We start from the raw sequence: 17,744 nt of genomic DNA, 5'->3' as shown, positions 1-17,744 counted from the left end.
TTTTCTGCGGCGATGTTCCTTGCCCCGAGGTCATGCCGCCTGCCTCCTTTCCGATCCCCGGCTGCAAGGTCAACTGAGCCCATGACGACGAACCCCATCCGCTTTGGCGATGCGCTGCTGGACCCTCCGGTCTTTCTGGCCCCGATGGCCGGGATCACCGACCTGCCGTTCCGCCGCGCGGTGGCGCGGCACGGGGCGGGGCTGGTGGTCAGCGAAATGGTCGCCTCGACCGAGATGGTGACGCCGCGCCCGTCCACCCGCGCGGCTATCCGCGCCAAGGCGATGGTGGAGGAAAACGGCGTCCCCGTAAGCGTGCAGATCGCCGGGCGAGAGCCGGGGCCGATGGCCGAAACCGCGCGGATCGTGGCCGACATGGGCGCGGGCATCATCGACATCAACATGGGCTGCCCGGCGCGCAAGGTGACCGGCGGGCTGTCGGGCGCGGCGCTGATGCGAGAGCCCGATCGGGCGCTGTCCCTGATCGAGGCGGTCGTGGGCGCCGTCCCCGACCTGCCCGTGACGCTGAAGATGCGTCTCGGCTGGGACGCGGACTGCCTGAACGCGCCGGACCTCGCGCGCCGGGCGCGGGACGCAGGCATACGGATGATCGCCGTCCACGGCCGGACGCGGGCGCAGTTCTATACGGGTTCGGCCGACTGGGCCGCGATCCGCGCGGTGCGCGAGGCGGTGCCCGATGTGCCGCTGGTCGCCAATGGCGACGTGGTGGACGCGGCTTCGGCCACCCGTGCGCGCGAATTGTCGGGGGCGGATGCGGTGATGGTCGGCCGCGGGGCGCAGGGCGCGCCCTGGCGGCTGGCGCAGATCGCCGCCGCCAACCACGGCGCGCCCGCCCCGCAGGTGCCGCAGGGCGCGGCGCTGGCGGATGCGATGGCGGAACATCACGCCGACATCCTGTCGCATTACGGCCGCGATCTGGGGATGCGCGTCGCGCGCAAGCACCTCGGCTGGTATGCCGAGGCCGCGGACCTTCCCGACCTCACCGCCGCCCGCGCCGCCCTGATGGCCGCCGCCACGCCCGAGGCGGCGCTGGCCGCCATCCGCGCCGTCTTTTCCGGCGCGGGCGAAAAGGCGCAGGCCGCATGACTGGTGCCTTCCTGCCCGCCGATCCCGGCGCCGTGCTGGCCGCGCTGCCCGCGCCGGTCGCCACCTTCGACGCCAAGGGACGGTGGAGCGGGCTGAACGAGGCCGCCGAGCTATGGCTGAACCTGTCGGAACGCGGCGTGACCGGACTTTCCGCCGACGACCCCGCCCTGATCGCCCGCCTGCGGGTCGAACCCGAGCTCGGGCCACTGATCGCGCAGGCGGCACAGGCGGGCGAGTCCGTCCTGCACCCCCGCGTCCGCTTCGAGATCAGCGACCGCGCGGGCCGCTGGACCGCCCGTCGCGCGGGGCTGGACCTCGCCCCCTTGCCCGACGGGGGCGTGGTCGCCCTGATCCGCCCCGAGCCCGAGGCCGAGGTGGATGCCTCGCCCCGCCGCGCCGCCCGCAGCGCCATCGGCATGGCCGAGATGCTGGCCCACGAGATCAAGAACCCGCTGGCGGGCATCCGGGGCGCCGCGCAGCTTCTGTCCGAGGGACTCGGCCCCGAGGACCGGGAACTGACCGACCTGATCGTCGCCGAAAGCCGCCGCATCGTGGCCTTGCTGGAGGAGGTCGAGCGGTTCGGGGACACGACCTTGCCGCAACTTCGGCCGGTGAACATCCACGACATCCTGGACCGCGCCCGCCGCAGCATGGCGCTGGGCGGGACCGCGCCCCGGATCGTCGCGGACTATGACCCCTCGTTGCCGCCGGCGCTGGTCGATCCGGGCCGGATCATGCAGGTCGTGCTGAACCTGCTGCGCAACGCCTCGGAAGCCTTGGCGCGCGAGCCGCGCGGCCCGGACGATCCGCGCGGGCCGCCGCTGATCCGGCTGCGCACCGCTTATGACCGTGACGTGCGCGGGCCCGAAGGCACGCCGCTCGCCCTGCAGGTCGAGGTCGAGGACAACGGCCCCGGCATCCCCGAGGCCATCGCCGACCAAATCTTCGAGCCCTTCGTGTCGGGACGCGAGAACGGCACGGGTCTGGGCCTCGCGCTGGTCGGCAAGATCGTGACCGAGCACGGGGGGCTGATCCGCGTGGACAGCCGCCCCGGCCGCACCCTGTTTCGCGTATCCCTGCCGCTTGCAGGAAAAGGAGCTGCCCCATGGACGGAACCGTACTGATCGCGGACGACGACCGCACCATCCGCACCGTGCTGACCCAGGCGCTGACGCGGGCAGGCTGCCGCGTCCACGCGACCGGCAGCCTGGGCCAGCTGATGCGCTGGGTCGAGGACGGGACGGGCGATCTGGTCGTGACGGACGTGATGATGCCCGACGGCAACGGGCTGGACATGATTCCCGGCATCTCGCGCGCCCGGCCCGACCTGCCGGTGATCGTGATCTCGGCGCAGAACTCGATCGTGACGGCGATCCGGGCGACGGAAGCGGCGGTCTTCGACTACCTGCCCAAGCCCTTCGACCTGCCCGACCTGATGGGCCGCGTCCGCGCCGGGCTGGAACGCCGCATCCGGCGCGAGCCCGCGCCCGCCGCCGCCTCTGCGCCGGTGGTCCCTGAGGGCGTGTCCCTGATCGGCCATACGCCCGTCATGCAGGGGCTGTTCCGCAGCGTGGCGCGGATCGTCAATACCGACCTGCCCGTGATCGTGGCCGGAGAGCCGGGGACCGGCCGCAGCACGCTGGCGCAGGCGCTGCACGACCTGGGCGACCGCCGCGATGGGCCGCTGGTGCGGCTGGGCGCCTCGGAAACACCCGAAACGCTCGGGCCGCGGCTGGCGCAGGCCCAAGGCGGCACGCTGATCCTGGAAGACCCGGCGGGGATGGAGCCCGCGGTGCAGGCCCGGCTGGCCAGCCTGATCGAGGCCGCCGAAAGCGGGCCCGACCGTGCCCGCGCGCCGCGCCTGGTGGCGACCACCGGCCCCGACCCCGAAGGGGATTCGGCCAGCGGGCAGCTGAGGCCCGACCTGTATTACCGGTTGGCCGGGATGGTGCTGACCGTGCCGCCGCTGCGGTCGCGGCTGGATGACCTGCCAGCGCTGGTGCGGTTGATGCTGGACCGCGCCGCGGGGCAGGGCGGCATGGCCACCCTGTCGGACGCCGCGCTGGACGCCCTGCGCGCCTATCCTTTCCCCGGCAACCTGCGGGAATTGGACAACCTGCTGCGCCGCCTGGCCCTGACCGCGCCCGGTCCCCGGATCGAGGCCGAGGATGTGGCTGCCGCCCTGCCTGTGCCCAGCGCCCCTCGCGCGGGTGCGCCGCGCATCGACCCCTCGCGTCCCCTCTCCGAGGCGGTCGAGCAGCACCTGCAGCGCTATTTCGACCTGCACGGCGACCAGCTTCCCCCACCCGGCCTTTACGACCGTGTGCTGCGCGAAGTTGAGCGTCCCCTGATCCAGATCGCGCTGGACGCGTGCAACGGAAACCAGCTGCGCTGCGCCGATCTTCTGCAGATCAACCGGAACACGCTTCGCAAGAAAGTGAACGACCTGAATATCGAGGTGACACGCCGCCGCCGCCTGATGTAAAACGGTCACAGCGACACAGGGTCACGTAACGCCTGTGCAACAAGAACGCCGCGACAACAGCGGCGGACCGAGGGCGAGGCAGTCAAGGTGGCACACGCAATCGCGGCGCGACCCTGGGAACGTCTGGCGCGTCTGCGCCGGAAGCGGCGCGTGCGCAACGCGGCCATGCTGTTCATGGCCGTGCTGGGGCCGGTGCTGGGGGTCGCGACCTATGTGGTCATGGGGCCGCTCAGCCAGCAGACGGCCAGCACGGGGCTGCGGCTCGTCTTCCTAGCCGACCTCATCTACATCCTGCTGCTGACAGGGCTGGTCGGCGCGCGCATGGCCGCAATCCTGACCGCCCGCAAGTCCGCCGCCGCCGGATCGCGCCTGCACATGCGGCTGGTCGGCGTCTTCACCGCGCTGGCGCTGTTTCCGACCGTGCTTGTCGCGCTGTTCGCGGGGCTGACGGTCAACATCGGTCTGGAAGGCTGGTTTTCCGGCCGGGTACAGCAGGTGGTCGCGACCTCGCTGTCTGCGGCCGAGGCCTATCAGGACGAACACCGCCGCGACCTGACCGAGGACGCCCGGCTTCTCGCCCGCGTTCTGGACGAGGCCGCCCGTGCCGCGCCCTTCCTGGACGACGGCACCGTCCGCAGCGTGCTGACCGAAGGGCAGGGGCTGATACAGCGCGGCCTGCGCGAGGCTTACGTGATCGACGCGACCGGCGCGATCCGCGCGCGCGGCGACCGCAGCTACCGCTTCTGGTACGAAGAGCCGAACGACGCGCAGTTCCGCGCCGTGGACGCCGACGGCATGCTGCTGGTCGAGGACTGGCAGAACAACGAGTTCCGCGCCCTGGTCCGGCTGGAGCGTTTGCCGGGCCGCTATCTTTACGTCACCCGCGACGTGGACGGCGACCTTCTGGGCCTTCTGGACGACACCCGCGCGACGGTTGGCGAATACCAGCAGCTCGAACGCACCCGCAGCCGCGTGCTGTTCGAGTTCTCGCTGCTGTATCTCGGCTTCGCGCTGCTGCTGGTGGCGGGTGCAATCTGGCTGGGCCTGTGGTTCGCGGAACGGCTGGCGCGCCCCATCGGACGGCTGGCGGCCGCCTCGGAGCAGGTCGGCGAGGGGAACCTGGATGTGCAGGTGCCTGAACCCGACACGGGCGACGAGATCCAGACCTTGGGCCAAAGCTTCAACCGCATGACCCAGGCGCTCAAGCAGCAGCGGCTCGAGCTGGTGGACAGCTATCGCGCCACTGACGAGCAGCGGCGGCTTTTCGACAGCGTGCTGACCTCGGTCACGGCGGGGGTGATCGGGCTGGGGCATGACGGGCGGATCGACTTCGTCAACCGCTCGGCGCTGCGGCTGCTGGGGCTGGACCCCACGGCGACCGACGACATGCCGCTGCTGGACGTGGTGCCCGAATTCGGGCCGCTGTTCGCACGTCTGCAGGGGTCTGTCGCGGACAGCGTTCAGGACGAGGTGCGGCTGCAGCGCGACGGGCGCATCGAAAGCCTGCTGGTGCGCATGGCCGCGCGGCAGGCCGAGGACGGAACCGTCGCGGGCTATGTCATCGCCTTCGACGACGTCACCGAGCTTGTGACCGCCCAGCGCATGGCCGCCTGGGGCGACGTGGCGCGCCGGGTGGCGCATGAGATCAAGAACCCCCTGACCCCGATCCAGCTTTCGGCCGAGCGCATCCGGCGCAAGTTCGGCAAGCTGGCCGCCACCGACGAGGACCGCGAGGCGCTGGCCCAATACACCGACGTCATCATCCGCCAGACGAACGACCTGCGCCGGATCGTGGACGAGTTCAGCCGCTTTGCCCGGATGCCCGAGCCCGACCGCGCGGAGACCGACATCGCCGCCCTGCTGCGCGAGGCGGTGGTGCTGCAGAAGGACGCAATCGCCGGTGGCGTCGCGGCGCAAATCCCCGACGAGCCGGTGATCGTGGACTGCGACCCCGGCATGATGGGTCAGGTCTTCACCAACCTTCTGAAGAACGCGGGCGAGGCCCTGCGCGACCGTCCGGCGGGCGACTGGATGCCCCGTGCCGAGGTCGTGCTGGACGCGCGCCCCGACGCGGTCACCATCCGCATCTGCGACAACGGCGTGGGCCTGCCCGAGGACCGCGCCCGGCTGTTCGAGCCCTATGTCACGCTGAAGCGCGGCGGCACGGGGCTGGGCCTGCCCATCGTCAAGAAGATCGTCGAGGAGCATGGCGGCTCGCTGGTCCTGACCGACGCGCCTCCCGACGCCACCGGCCACCGCGGCGCGATGGCCGAAGTCAGACTGCCCCGCGAACGCCAGCCCGTCCGGCTGGCCCCTTCGCGCAAACATAAACTCGAAGAGGCGACAGGTACATGAGCGACATTCTGATCGTGGACGACGAGCGCGACATCCGGGAACTCATCGCCGACATCCTGGGCGACGAGGGTTTCAAGACCCGCACCGCCGCCAATGCCGACGAGGCGCTGGCCGCCATCAACGCCGAGGAGCCGGCGCTGATGATCCTGGACATCTGGCTCAAGGACAGCCGGATGGACGGAATCGACATCCTCAAGCAGGTCAGGCGCAACAACCCCTCGGTGCCGGTCGTCATCATCTCGGGGCACGGCAACATCGAGATCGCGGTCGCGGCGATCAAGCAGGGTGCCTATGACTTCATCGAGAAGCCCTTCAACATCGACCAGCTGATGGTCGTCATCACGCGGGCGATGGAAACCAGCCGCCTGCGCCGCGAGAACATGCAGCTGCGCCGGCGCGAGGTCGCGGCGGCCAAGATGCTGGGCCATTCCGCCTCGTTCCGGCGGCTGCGCGACAACCTCGACAAGGTCGCCAAGTCGAACGGCCGCGTGATGCTGACCGGCGAGCCTGGCGCGGGCAAGGAGATGGCGGCGCGCTACATCCACGCCCATTCGCCCCGCGCCGAGGCCCCCTTTGTCGCCGTCCCCTGCGCCACGATCGAGCCCGAGCGGATGGAGGAGGTCCTGTTCGGCCGGGAATCCTCCGAACGCGGGGTCGAGCCCGGCCTGCTGGAGCAGGCGCATGGCGGTGTCATCTACTTCGACGAGGTAGCCGATATGCCGCTGGGCACCCAGCCCAAGATCCTGCGGGTGCTGACCGAGCAGCAGTTCACCCGCGCGGGCGGCACCGACAGGGTGCGCGTGGACCTGCGGGTGATTTCCTCGACCAACCGCGACCTGGGCTCCGAGATCGCCGCTGGCCGTTTCCGGCAGGAACTCTACGACCGGCTGAACGTCGTGCCGGTTCAGGTCCCCAGCCTCGGCGAGCGGCGCGAGGACATCGCCGAGCTTGCCCGCCACTTCATCGAGCAGTTCCACGCGAGCCAGGCCCTGCCGCTGCGCGCCCTGCCGGACGAGACCATCGCCGCGCTGCAGGCGATGCGCTGGCCCGGCAACATCCGCCAGCTGCGCAACGTGATCGAGCGCGTCCTGATCCTGGGCGAGGGCAGCGGCCCGATCCAGCCTGCGGAACTGGAGCCCCAGGGCGCGACCCCGGACAACGGCGAGGCGCTGGCGCTGGGCCCGCAGATCACGGCGCTGGCCCTGCGCGAGGCGCGCGAACTGTTTGAGCGGGAATACCTGCTGGCGCAGATCAACCGCTTCGGCGGCAACATCAGTCGCACCGCCCAGTTTGTCGGCATGGAGCGCAGCGCCCTGCACCGCAAGCTCAAGTCGCTGGGGGTCGTGGGCGGGATGCGGGTCGAGGACGAGGTGATGGCCAAATAGGGCCTCTGGCGCCGAGCGGGCTGTACCGCTCCGGCGCCTCCGGCGGGGATATTTGGGGACAGAAGATGGCCAGAGCGCCTTGATCTTCTGTCTGTGAATAGTCTGTCGGACAGGAGGATGGGCGCGAAGCGTCGTTCTTCACGGTCACGGTCACGGTCCAGTGGCAGGGGCGAGCCAGAGGCAGCGCCCCACGCCTTCTCACTCGCGGTCGTCGCGCGCCAAGGGGTCCCAGCCGCCCGGCGAGGGACGGGAGGAGGTGTCGTCCTCGTCGTCCTCCTCGGCGTCCGGCCGGTCGGTGCCGTCCAGTGCCTCGAAGGCGGTGCGCTGGCGGCGCGTCCAGAGGACGTGGAGGCGCACCCCTTCCTCGGTCTGTTCCTCGCGTTCCACCACGCCTGCCTCGTGCAGCCAGGCGCGGCGGCGGCCCTCGGCGTGGGTCAGCGACACCAAGCCCGACTCGCGCGGCTCGTCCAGCACCTCGGCGAGGCGCGCGTCTATGGCGGCGATCAGGTCAGGCAGGCCCTCGCCTGTCAGGGCGCTGACGGCTTGGACATTGGCGCGGCGGGCGTCAGTGCGGCGTAGCGCGGCGCGGGTCTCGTCCGACAGGGCGTCGATCTTGTTCCAGACCTCGATCAGCGCCACGTCCTCGTCCACGCCCAGGCTGTCGAGGATGTCGCCGACGTCGCCCGCCTGTTCCTCGGTTTCCGGGTGGCTGATGTCGCGGACATGCAGGATCAGGTCAGCTTCCAGCACCTCCTCCAGCGTGGCGCGGAAGGCGGCGACGAGTTCCGTGGGCAGGTCCGAGATGAAGCCTACCGTGTCGGACAGGATGATCCGGCGGCCCCGCGCCTCGCCATCGGCGGACGGCAGGTGGATCGCCCGCATCGTGGGGTCGAGCGTCGCGAACAGCATGTCCTTGGCCAGCACCTCGGCCCCGGTCAGGCGGTTGAACAGCGTGGACTTGCCCGCGTTGGTATAGCCCACCAGCGCGACGATCGGATAAGGTACCTTGGCGCGGGCCGCGCGATGCAGCGTGCGGGTGCGGACCACCCGTTCCAGTTGGCGGCGCAGGCGGACCATCTGGTCGTCGATGGCGCGGCGGTCGGCCTCGATCTGCGTCTCGCCGGGGCCGCCGACGAAGCCGAAGCCCCCGCGCTGGCGTTCAAGGTGGGTCCAGGCGCGCACAAGGCGCGTGCGCTGGTAGGACAGCGCCGCCAGTTCCACCTGCAGCACGCCTTCGCGCGTCCGGGCGCGGTCGGCGAAGATCTCAAGGATCAGCCCGGTGCGGTCCAGGATCTTCACGTCCCAGTGCTTTTCCAGGTTCCGCTGCTGGACCGGGGTCACGGGCCCGTCGATCAGGACCAGTTCGGCTTCCGCCTCGCGGATCGCCTCGGCCAGTTCCTCGAGCTTGCCCGAGGAAAACAGCATCCCCGGCGAAGGGTTGCGCAGCTTGGCCACCGTGCTGCCCACGACCTCGATCGCGGGCAGGGCGCGGGCCAGGGCCACAGCTTCCTCCAGCGCCAGATCGGGCGAACGGCGCTGGTCGCGGCGGGACCCGAGGTCGGGATGGACGACAAAGGCGGGCGTGCGCCGCGTTTCGGTCGAATGGGCCTCGGCCACTCAGTCCTCGCCTTCGTACAGGCTGATGGGCTGGCCCGGCATGATCGTCGAGATCGCGTGCTTGTAGACCAGCTGCGATTGTCCGTCCCGCCGCAGCAGGACGCAGAAGTTGTCGAACCAGGTGATGACGCCCTGAAGCTTGACGCCGTTGATCAGAAAGATCGTGACCGGGACCTTGGCCTTGCGGACATGGTTCAGAAACGCGTCCTGAAGGTTCTGCTTGTCGCCGGCCATGCGGGACACCTTTTCTTGTTCTTGCAGCGTTGTGTTCACATTAAGGTCACCCGCCGCAACGTGACAAGGCGTGGGCAAAAATGCGCCACAGGTGTTTCCCTTTCGCCACGCCCGGCTATTCTCCGCCGACCTGCGACAAGGAGCCGCGATGCAGTCCGTTTTCCATCTGGCCTATCACGTCACCGACCTGGACGAGGCGCGCGCCTTCTATGGCGGCACGCTCGGCTGCGCCGAGGGGCGTTCCACCGACACCTGGGTCGATTTCGACTTCTTCGGCCACCAGATCAGTCTGCACCTGGGCCAGCCCTTCGCCACGACGAACACCGGCAAGGTCGGCAACCACATGGTGCCGATGCCGCATCTGGGCGTGGTGCTGGGGATGGAGGACTGGACCGCGCTGGCCGAGCGCCTGCGTGCCGCCGGCACCCGCTTCGAGCTTGAGCCGCAGATCCGGTTCAAGGGAGAGCCCGGCGAGCAGGGAACGATGTTCTTCCGCGACCCTTCCGGCAACCCGATCGAGGTCAAGGGTTTCGCCGACACGGCGGGCCTCTTCGCCCGCTAGCGCCTCCAGGCGCCGGGCGTCAGCAGGGCAAGGATCGCCAGCATCTCCAGCCGCCCGGCCACCATCGCGGCGGCCAGCACCGCCTTGGTGAAGGGCGCGAGCCCCGCCCAGCCCTGCCAAGGCGCGCCTGCGATACCCGCGCTGCCCTCGAAGACAGGGGTCAGGGGAATCGCCTCGGCCAGTTGCCCGGTGTTGGTCAGTGCGGCCACGCTGAGGATCGTCGCGGTCTCGAAGGACACGGGGCGCAGCGACACCAGCGCGATGGTCGCCACGATCGAGAGGGCAAAAACCATGAAGAAGATGAACGACAGGTAGGCTCCCGGCCCCCTGAGCCGGCGGATGACCGAGCCGCCGCCCGCGACCGAGGCGGGGTGAACGATCTTGTCGAGTTCGCGCTTGGCATGCAGGGCAAGGGCAAAGACGCGCAGCAGCTTGACGCCGCCTGCCGTGGTGGCGACGCCGCCGCCCATGATGGCCAGCCCCGCCAGCATCAGCCCCGGCGCGGACAGCCCGGCCCAGGCCCGCGCGCCATCCCAGTGCATCGAGGTCCAGCCGGTCGTCGTCAGGAAGGACAGGGCGGTGAACAGGCCGCCCCAGGCGGCGCCGGCTGCGCGGGCCAGCCCGCCGGCCAGGCCGGGGGCGGCGGGCTCGGGCTGGGCGAGCGGCTGCACGTCGGCATCGAAGGCGCCGATGAAGGGCCGCAGCACCAGCATCAGCGTGACCAGCGCCAGAAGCCCGGCAGCGACGCGCAACTCCGGGTCGTTGCGCAGGCGGCGGGTGGTCTGCAACTCGCCCCCGCCCGGCCAGGCGCGGCGCGTCAGGGCGGCCAGCATGAAGACCGCCACCAGCGCCTCGGCCGCCACTCCGCCGCTTGTGCCGACCGGCCGGGCGTCAAGGCCGACGCCGCTGCTGGACAGCGTTCCCATTGCGCGGATCAGCGCGTTCAGCGCGTGATCCCCGGTCATCATCAGCCCCAGCCACAGCGCACCGGTCGCGGCGGCGTAAAGGGGCGCGATGGCTAGGCCCCAGCGGATCAGCCGCAGCGCGGGGTCCGCCAGGTGCGCGGCATGGTCGCGGCCGCGGCCGACGTCACTTCCGCCGCCCAGCCGCTCGAAGCGTTCGTCCGTGCCGGTCGAACGGTCCATGATCTCGAAGCCGCCGACCCGCACCGGGGCCATCAGCGCGATCGCGGCGACCAGGATGAACAGCCCGCCCAGCCAGCCCACGGTGCCGCGCCACAGGTGCAGCGAGGGCGGCAGGCGCTCGGCCGCGTAAAGCGTGGCCCCCGTGGTCGTCAGGCAGGACAGCATCTCCCACCAGGCGTTGAAAAGACCGGTGTCACGCATCACCATGGCAAAGGGCACCGCGCAGATCAGCGGAAGCCCGGCATAGACGCTGAGAAGCGTGCCCAGCACCCCGCGCGAGGGGGCCGCCGCCGGTGTGGCGGCGGTCGCGAGCCCCATCATCGTCCCCAGGACCAGCGCGCCCAAGGCCGAGGCGGCAAAGGTCGCGGCGATGCGGTGGTCGCCGATGGCCTCGGCATGGGCGGCGGGAACCAGCATCGCAAGCGCAATCGCCAGCCCTGCGATCACCAGCACGGGCAGGCGGGCGATCCGGTCCATCAGAACCAGTCGGCCGAGACCTGCAGCAGGCGCTCGACCTCGTGGATGTCGCCTGCCAGGGCAAAGATCAGCACAAGGTCGCCGGGCTCCAGCCGCGTGTCGGGGCGGGGCTTGAGGATGGCGCCTGCCTTTTCCACCGCCGCGATCAGCGCGCCGCGCGGCAGCTTGAGATCGCGCACCGCCTGGCCCGCAAGGGCCGAGCCGGGCAGGACCTGCGCCTCGATCAGCTCGGCCTCTGCATCGCCCAGGGAATAGACGTCTCGGACCCGGCCCCGGCGGATGTGGCGCAGGATGGAGGAAACGGTCACGGCGCGCGGGCTGATCTGGGCGTCGATCCCCAGGCTCGAAGCTAGGGGCAGCAGCGAGGGGTCGTTGATCAGCGCCACCACCATGCCCGCGCCCGCCTGCCGCGCCCGGATCGCGGCAAGGATGTTCACGTGGTCGTCGGCTGTCAGGGTCAGCACCGCGTCGGCCTGCGGAACACCCGCCTCGGCCATGAGGTCGGGGGACATGCCGTCGCCATGCAGGACCACGCTGCGGCGCAGCCGCTCGGCGGCGGCTTCGGCGCGACCGAGATCGCCCTCGATGATCCGCAGCGTCACCTCGGGCGCGCGGTCCAGGCTGCGCGAGACGGCGCCGCCGATGTTGCCGCAGCCGATCACGACCACGCGGCAGATCGGACGCCCCGGCAGGCCGAAGATGTCCAGCGTGCGGGCCACGTCCTCCTCGGGCGTCACCACATAGGCGCGGTCGCCTGCGTGCAGCTGGTCGTTCGGCTCGGGGGCGAAGAAGCGCCCGCCGCGGCGCAGGCCCACCACCACGGCGCGCAGGCCGAAGAAGGTCTGGTCGAGATGGCGCAGCGGCGTGTTCAGGATCGGGCAGCTGTCCGTCAGCGCCATGGCGAGCATGCGGACGCGCCCGTCCATGAAGGTCTCGGTGTCGAAGGTGGTGGGCGCATCCAGGCGCGACAGGGCGGCGGCCGCGACCTCCTGTTCCGGGCTGATGACGACGTCGATGGACAGGTTCTGCGCCTGGTAGAGATCGGCGTATTCGGGGCGGATATAGGCCTGCGCGCGCAGCCGCGCGATGCGGCGGGGAACCGAGAACAGGGCGGCGGCGATCTCGCAGGCGACGATGTTGACCTCGTCGCTGGCGGTGGCGGCGATCAGCAGGTCGCAATCCGCCGCGCCGGCGCGGTCCAGCACTTCGGGGTGGCTGGCGTGCCCGACGATGCCCTGCACGTCCAGCGCGTCGTTGGCCTGCTGGATCAGCCGCTCGTCGCGGTCGATCAGGGCGACGTCGTGACCTTCGCCCGAAAGCTGCCGGGCGATCTGCCAGCCGACCTGTCCCGCACCGCAGATGATGATCCGCATGGTCCTGTCCCGCGGTGAACGTCAGTTCGCAGCCTTAGGCCGAGGGGGAACGCTCGGCAATGGGGTGGCTTGGGGTCAAGGGATGCGCCCGAGGCTGCCCCGAAGCGGCAAGGGTATCCTGTGACTGACGGGAAAGGACCGGGGCGCTGCCCCATCGTCGTATACGACGATCCCGGGATATTTTTCCGAAAGAGAAAGAACCTGCGCTTTGCGCGGGGTCCGTGGCTTGGGCCTATCCTGACTGCCAAGGGCAGGGGGGCCGGAGGCAGGCGCCTCGGCGGGCCGCACCGCGGGCGCGGCCTGCTACTGTTCGCGGAAGGCGCGCACGAAATAGTCGGTCAGCGGCTTCATCAGATAGGCGAGCGGGCTGCGTTCGCCGGTCTGGACATAAACCTCGACCGGCATGCCGGGGATCAGCGACAGGTTGCCCAGCTTTTCGCGCTCGTCCGGAGAGATCGTGACCTCGGCGCGATAGTACTGCATCTGCGTCGCCTCGTCCGTGACGGCATCCGCCGAGACACGCGCCAGCGTGCCGTGGATCTCGGGCGTGGTGCGGCTGGAGAAGGCCGAGAAGCGCAGCGTGACGTCCTGCCCCACCGACACCTCGTCGATGTTCAGGGGCGAAACCCGCGCCGCGATCACCAGCGGGCGGTCCTGGGGGACCAGGAACAGCACCGGGTCGGCGGGCCGGATCACCGCGCGGGGCGTCGTCACCTGCAACTGGTGAACGATGCCCGAAACCGGCGCCCGGATGTCGAGCCGCGAGATCTGCTCGATCAGCGAGCGGCGGCGCTCGGCCAGTTCCAGCTCGCGGTAGCCGAGGTCGCGCAGTTCCGTTTCAGCGGTCTCGCGCCGCTCGGCGGCTTCCTTCAGCTTGGTGATGTCGATCTCGGTCAGGCGCGTCTCGCCCTGTGCGCGCATGGCCTGGGTCTCGCCCAGTTGGCCGTCCAGCCGCGCGGCCTCGCGTTCCAGCCCAAGCACGCGCGAGGCCTGCGCCAGACCGCGGTCCAGCAGGGTCTGCTGGTCGGTCAGTTCCTCCTGGATCAGCTCGCGCTGGGTGCGCAGCGCGGTCATCTGCGCGTCGATGCCCTCGATCTGGTTGCGCACCTGCTCGGCCTGCTGGTCCAGCTGGTCGGTCGATTGCCGCAGCGTGTCGAGCCGGCTTTCGAAAAGCCGCGTCTGCCCCTCGATCAGGTCGGCCACGTCCGGGCGGGTGGGCGCGAGTTCCACCAGTTCCTCGGGAAAGGTGATGGCGGGACGGTCGGCGCGCTCGGCTTCGAGCCTTCCGCGACGGGCGAGGATCTCGAAATACTGGCCCTCGACGATGGCAAGCTCGGTGCGCAGAAGGGTGCCGTCCAAGCGGATCAGCAGGTCGCCGGCCTGGATCGGCTGGCCTTCGCGGACGGCGATCTCCTCGACCACGCCGCCCTCGGGGTGCTGGACGATCTGGCGGTGCTGCTCGACCTCGACCTGGCCGGGGGCCACGACCGCGCCCGCGATGCGCGAGGTCACGGACCACAGGCCGAAGCCGCCGACCAGCAGCAGCATCCCGACGAGGCCCAGCACCAGTGCACTGCGGGCCGACCAGCGGCTGCCCGCGGCCGGAGGCGGCGCAGGGGGCTGCTCGGGCCGACGCACGGCGCGGCGCGTCGGGGCGACGATGTCGTCCACCTTGGCGACCGGCGCGGTGGCGAGGCCCATCTGCGCGGGGTCGCGCATCTGCGGAGTGGGGTTGTTCATGTCACACCTCCGGCACCGCGCGCACGGGTGATCGTTTCGGCATTGCGGACGGTCGAACGCAGCACCTCGTCGCGCGGCCCGAAGGCGCGGCGCATGCCGCCTTCCATCACCAGCAGCAGCTCGCATTCCGCGATGGCGGCGGGACGGTGAGCCATGATGATGACCGCGCCGCCGCGCGCCTTGATCGCGCGGATCGCGAGGTTCAGCGCCTCGGAGCCCTCGTTGTCGAGGTTCGAGTTCGGCTCGTCCAGGACAAACAGCACCGGGTCGTCGTAAAGCGCCCGCGCCAGACCGACACGCTGGATCTGCCCGCCCGAAAGCCGCGCGCCCGCCTGCGCCAGCGGCGTGTCATAGCCCTGCGGCAGGTCCAGGATCATCCGGTGCGCCGCCGCAGCCGTCGCCGCGCGGACCACCGCGTCCGGGTCGGGACGCGGCGAAAGACGGGCGATGTTTTCGGCGATGGTGCCGTCGAACAGCGTCACCTGCTGGGGCAGGTAGCCGATCAGCCGGCCGAGTACGTCAGGGTCGTATTGTTCCAGCGTGGCGCCATCCAGCCGGATCGAGCCGCTGGCCGGGGCCCAGGCCCCGATCAGCGCGCGGGCCAGCGTGGACTTGCCCGCGCCTGAAGGTCCGATCACGCCCAGCGCCTGCCCGGGGCCGAGATTGAAGATGACGCCGCGCAGGGTAGGCACGGTCTGCCCCGGCGGCACGACGGTCAGGTTGGTCACGTCCAGCCGCGCCGCCGGGCGGGGCAGGGGCGTCCGCTGCGCCTGCGGGGGGCGGCGCGTCAGCAGCCCTCCCAGCCGGTTCCAGCCGTCCAGGGCGCGCTGGACCGCCGACCAGCCGCCGACGATCTGTTCCACCGGCGCCAGCACCCGCCCCATCAGGATCGAGCTTGCGATCATCGCGCCCGGCGTCACCGCCTGCTGCAGCACGAGCCAAGCCCCCGCCGCCAGCAGCGCCGATTGCAGGAAAAGCCGGAAGGTCTTCGAGAAGACCGAAAAGCCCGAGCCCCGGTCCGATGCCGACATCGTGGCATTGGCCATCCGGTCGCGGGTCTGCTTCCAGCGGGCAAAGGCCGCCTGCCGCATGCCCAGCGCGCCGATCAGCTCGCCCTCGTCGCGGTAAAGGTCGGCGGCGCGGTCGGCGGTCTGGCCGGACACCATCGCCTCCTGCAGGGGGCGGCGGGTCAGCCACTGGTTGGCCCAGGTCGTGAGGACCAGCACGATCGCGCCCAGTGTCGCCACGACCCCCAGCACCGGGTGGAAGATGTAGAGCCCGGCCAGGAAGACCGGCGCCCAGGGAAGGTCGAACAGCGCCATCAGCACCGGCGAGCCGATCAGCTGGCGCACGGCCTCAAGGTCGCGCAGCCCGCCCTGCGCGGCGCTGGCCTGCCCGGTCACGGCGCCCTCGGCCAGGGCGGCCTGGAAGACGCGGGATTCCAGCCGGTCCTGGAACCGCATCGCCACGCGCGACATCACGCGGACGCGGGCGAGGTCGATCAGGCCCATCATGGCGAAAAGGAAGGCTACCAGCCCGAACAGCGCCGCCAGCGTCGGCACCGACCCGCTGCCCAGCACGCGGTCGTAGACCTGCATCATGAACAGCGGTCCCGTGAGGTTCAGCAGGTTCACCGCGACCGAGAACACGGCTACCGCGGCGACCAGCCCCAGGCTGCCCCCGCGCGCGGCCCGAAGCTCGGCGAATCCGTCCTGACGTCCTGTTGCCATCGGCTCTTTGTTTCCGTTCATGCGCGGCAATCGGCCGCCCCGTCTGCCGCAGTGCCGACCACAGGTTGTCGCGGCACCGCGCGCCCTCTATCCCAAGCCGAACCATTCGGACAGGCAGGTGGCAAGCTTCGTTCGGTCTTGGGCCAATACTCGCCTATGGATGTTAAGGAGAGATTGATGCGTCTTGTTCCGGTTGTGCTGGCCTTGGGTCTTGCCGGCTGCGCCGCTGCGCCCCCGGGCGAGATCGCCGACCCCTACGAGCCCATGAACCGCCGCGTCCATGCCTTCAACAAGGCGCTGGACGCGAACCTCGTGCGCCCCGCTGCACGGTTGGTCAAGAGCGACGGGGCGTCACGCCCTCCGGTTGAAGGCCAGCCGCCGGGCGTGCTGCAGATGGTGGGGAACTTCGGCTCGAACCTGTCGCTGCCGGGAAAGGTCGTCAACAGCCTGTTGCAGGGCCGCCCCGAGCCTGCCGTGAAGAACGGCTTCCGTTTTGCGGTCAACACGACGCTGGGCCTGGGCGGGCTGTTCGACCCGGCGGGCTCGGATTTTGCGTTGCCCGAGATCGACACCGACTTCGGCGAGACGCTGCATGTCTGGGGCGTGCCCTCGGGCGCCTATCTCGAACTGCCGCTGCTGGGACCGTCCACGGAACGCGACCTCGCGGGCAAGATCGTGGACTTCGCGCTGATCGACCCGTTGGACAATGTGCTGACGGACGACCAGAAGCTTGCGGGCACGGCGGCGCGCGTCGTCTCAAAAGCGGGTGAGCGGGCGCAATTCGGCTCGACGGTGGACTCGGTCCTGCATGAAAGTGCCGACAGTTACGCCCAGACGCGGCTGCTTTATACCCAGCATCGCCGTTACGAGCTGAAGCAGGAAGAGGACGCCATTGACCCATATGCCGAATAGCACCCGACGCGGGTTCCTGGGGATGATCGCCGCCAGCGGCGTGATGGCCGTGACGCCGGCCCATGCGATGACGGCCGGCGAGGCCTCGGCCGCGATCCGGCGGGCCGTGGACGAGGTGCTGGGCATCATCAACTCGGGCCGCCCGCCCGCGCAGCTTTACGCGGCCTTCGCAGGCGTGTTCCGGCGCCATGCCGACGTGGATGCGATCTCGCGCTCGGCGCTGGGGCCCACGGCGCGGCAGATGGACCCGGCGAGCTTCGGCCAGTTCCGCGAGGCGATGACGGGCTATGTCGCGCGCAAGTACGGACGGCGTTTCCAGGAATTCCTGGGCTCGCGGATCGAGGTCGGGGCGGCGCGTCCGCTCAAGTCCTTCTGGGCGGTGGATTCCACGGCCTACCTGAACGGCCGCAGCCCGATGCGCGTCGAATGGCACATTTCGGACAAGACCGGGCAGCCGCGCTTCTTCAACCTCATCATCGAGGGCGTGAACATGCTGGCCTCCGAGCGCGAGGAGATCAACGCCATGCTGGCCCGCCGCAAGGGCGATGTGGGCGCGCTGATCGCGGACCTGCAGCAGGCAGGCTGAGACCGCCGCCTCCGCGCCATGAAAAAGCCCCGCCTTCGA

The 17,744-nt window shown here is 70.4% G+C and carries 14 protein-coding genes; 8 read left to right on the top strand and 6 right to left on the bottom strand.

Annotation, left to right across the window (positions count from 1 at the left end; all coding sequences use genetic code 11):
* Window positions 1-81 precede the first annotated feature (81 nt).
* The 5 genes from dusB (at window position 82) to ntrX (ending at window position 7,329) form a co-directional block, all read left to right on the top strand.
* The gene (gene dusB, locus ACFFII_RS05755) at window positions 82-1,104 is read left to right on the top strand and encodes a tRNA dihydrouridine synthase DusB (protein ID WP_377697927.1); all 1,023 of its coding nucleotides are present in this window, start codon (window positions 82-84) and stop codon (window positions 1,102-1,104) included.
* Window positions 1,101-2,228, top strand: coding sequence for a two-component system sensor histidine kinase NtrB (locus tag ACFFII_RS05750; protein WP_377697926.1), 1,128 nt, complete (start codon window positions 1,101-1,103; stop codon window positions 2,226-2,228). Before dusB ends, ACFFII_RS05750 begins: the two co-directional genes overlap by 4 nt.
* On the top strand, window positions 2,210-3,589 hold the full coding sequence (locus tag ACFFII_RS05745) for a response regulator (protein ID WP_377697925.1): 1,380 nt from the start codon (window positions 2,210-2,212) through the stop codon (window positions 3,587-3,589). Before ACFFII_RS05750 ends, ACFFII_RS05745 begins: the two co-directional genes overlap by 19 nt.
* Window positions 3,590-3,676: 87 nt before the next feature.
* Window positions 3,677-5,944 carry a sensor histidine kinase NtrY-like gene (locus ACFFII_RS05740; protein ID WP_377697923.1) on the top strand — a complete coding sequence of 756 codons (2,268 nt, stop codon included), beginning with the start codon at window positions 3,677-3,679 and terminating at the stop codon, window positions 5,942-5,944.
* Window positions 5,941-7,329 carry a nitrogen assimilation response regulator NtrX gene (gene ntrX, locus ACFFII_RS05735; RefSeq protein ID WP_377697922.1) on the top strand — a complete coding sequence of 463 codons (1,389 nt, stop codon included), beginning with the start codon at window positions 5,941-5,943 and terminating at the stop codon, window positions 7,327-7,329. The genes ACFFII_RS05740 and ntrX overlap by 4 nt, the downstream gene beginning before the upstream one ends.
* A 198-nt stretch (window positions 7,330-7,527) precedes the next feature.
* On the opposite strand, the gene hflX is transcribed toward ntrX, so the two are convergent.
* Together hflX and hfq are read right to left on the bottom strand one after the other, a co-directional pair.
* Window positions 7,528-8,946 (bottom strand): GTPase HflX, encoded by a 1,419-nt coding sequence (gene hflX, locus ACFFII_RS05730; protein ID WP_377697921.1) that lies wholly within the window; start codon window positions 8,944-8,946, stop codon window positions 7,528-7,530.
* The gene (gene hfq, locus ACFFII_RS05725) at window positions 8,947-9,180 is read right to left on the bottom strand and encodes an RNA chaperone Hfq (RefSeq protein WP_020949330.1); all 234 of its coding nucleotides are present in this window, start codon (window positions 9,178-9,180) and stop codon (window positions 8,947-8,949) included.
* 148 nt (window positions 9,181-9,328) lie between these two features.
* Between hfq and ACFFII_RS05720 the strand changes: the two genes are divergently transcribed.
* Window positions 9,329-9,742, top strand: coding sequence for a VOC family protein (locus ACFFII_RS05720; protein WP_377697920.1), 414 nt, complete (start codon window positions 9,329-9,331; stop codon window positions 9,740-9,742).
* Here the strand turns inward: ACFFII_RS05720 and ACFFII_RS05715 are convergent.
* From ACFFII_RS05715 to ACFFII_RS05700, 4 genes are all read right to left on the bottom strand, one after another.
* Window positions 9,739-11,364 carry a potassium transporter TrkG gene (locus ACFFII_RS05715; RefSeq protein ID WP_377697919.1) on the bottom strand — a complete coding sequence of 542 codons (1,626 nt, stop codon included), beginning with the start codon at window positions 11,362-11,364 and terminating at the stop codon, window positions 9,739-9,741. The two genes, ACFFII_RS05720 and ACFFII_RS05715, sit on opposite strands and share 4 nt — an antisense overlap.
* Window positions 11,364-12,737, bottom strand: coding sequence for a Trk system potassium transporter TrkA (gene trkA / locus ACFFII_RS05710; RefSeq protein WP_377697918.1), 1,374 nt, complete (start codon window positions 12,735-12,737; stop codon window positions 11,364-11,366). The genes ACFFII_RS05715 and trkA overlap by 1 nt, the downstream gene beginning before the upstream one ends.
* Window positions 12,738-13,040: 303 nt before the next feature.
* A complete protein-coding gene (locus ACFFII_RS05705; RefSeq protein ID WP_377697917.1) occupies window positions 13,041-14,477 on the bottom strand; it encodes an HlyD family type I secretion periplasmic adaptor subunit in 1,437 nt (478 codons plus the stop codon).
* Window positions 14,474-16,207: a type I secretion system permease/ATPase gene (locus ACFFII_RS05700; RefSeq protein ID WP_377697916.1), complete on the bottom strand. Its 1,734-nt coding sequence runs from the start codon at window positions 16,205-16,207 to the stop codon at window positions 14,474-14,476. The genes ACFFII_RS05705 and ACFFII_RS05700 overlap by 4 nt, the downstream gene beginning before the upstream one ends.
* A gap of 177 nt (window positions 16,208-16,384) precedes the next feature.
* Here ACFFII_RS05700 and ACFFII_RS05695 point away from each other — a divergent pair, with 177 nt between their 5' ends.
* Window positions 16,385-17,119, top strand: coding sequence for an MlaA family lipoprotein (locus ACFFII_RS05695; protein WP_377697915.1), 735 nt, complete (start codon window positions 16,385-16,387; stop codon window positions 17,117-17,119).
* Window positions 17,109-17,705: an MlaC/ttg2D family ABC transporter substrate-binding protein gene (locus ACFFII_RS05690; RefSeq protein WP_377697914.1), complete on the top strand. Its 597-nt coding sequence runs from the start codon at window positions 17,109-17,111 to the stop codon at window positions 17,703-17,705. The genes ACFFII_RS05695 and ACFFII_RS05690 overlap by 11 nt, the downstream gene beginning before the upstream one ends.
* Window positions 17,706-17,744: the final 39 nt, after the last annotated feature.

It is taken from the genome of Paracoccus niistensis, assembly GCF_042432925.1.
Lineage (GTDB): Bacteria > Pseudomonadota > Alphaproteobacteria > Rhodobacterales > Rhodobacteraceae > Paracoccus > Paracoccus niistensis.
The sequence above is the reverse complement of the archived record's forward strand: the minus strand, read 5'-3'. Positions and strand labels throughout refer to the sequence as shown.

Coding starts and splice junctions, on each gene's coding strand:
- dusB (WP_377697927.1), top strand. CDS start 82: ATGACGACGAACCCCATCCGCTTTGGCGATGCGCTGCTGGACCCTCCG.
- ACFFII_RS05750 (WP_377697926.1), top strand. CDS start 1,101: ATGACTGGTGCCTTCCTGCCCGCCGATCCCGGCGCCGTGCTGGCCGCG.
- ACFFII_RS05745 (WP_377697925.1), top strand. CDS start 2,210: ATGGACGGAACCGTACTGATCGCGGACGACGACCGCACCATCCGCACC.
- ntrX (WP_377697922.1), top strand. CDS start 5,941: ATGAGCGACATTCTGATCGTGGACGACGAGCGCGACATCCGGGAACTC.
- hfq (WP_020949330.1), bottom strand. CDS start 9,180: ATGGCCGGCGACAAGCAGAACCTTCAGGACGCGTTTCTGAACCATGTC.
- ACFFII_RS05720 (WP_377697920.1), top strand. CDS start 9,329: ATGCAGTCCGTTTTCCATCTGGCCTATCACGTCACCGACCTGGACGAG.
- ACFFII_RS05715 (WP_377697919.1), bottom strand. CDS start 11,364: ATGGACCGGATCGCCCGCCTGCCCGTGCTGGTGATCGCAGGGCTGGCG.
- trkA (WP_377697918.1), bottom strand. CDS start 12,737: ATGCGGATCATCATCTGCGGTGCGGGACAGGTCGGCTGGCAGATCGCC.
- ACFFII_RS05705 (WP_377697917.1), bottom strand. CDS start 14,477: ATGAACAACCCCACTCCGCAGATGCGCGACCCCGCGCAGATGGGCCTC.
- ACFFII_RS05700 (WP_377697916.1), bottom strand. CDS start 16,207: ATGGCAACAGGACGTCAGGACGGATTCGCCGAGCTTCGGGCCGCGCGC.
- ACFFII_RS05695 (WP_377697915.1), top strand. CDS start 16,385: ATGCGTCTTGTTCCGGTTGTGCTGGCCTTGGGTCTTGCCGGCTGCGCC.
- ACFFII_RS05690 (WP_377697914.1), top strand. CDS start 17,109: ATGCCGAATAGCACCCGACGCGGGTTCCTGGGGATGATCGCCGCCAGC.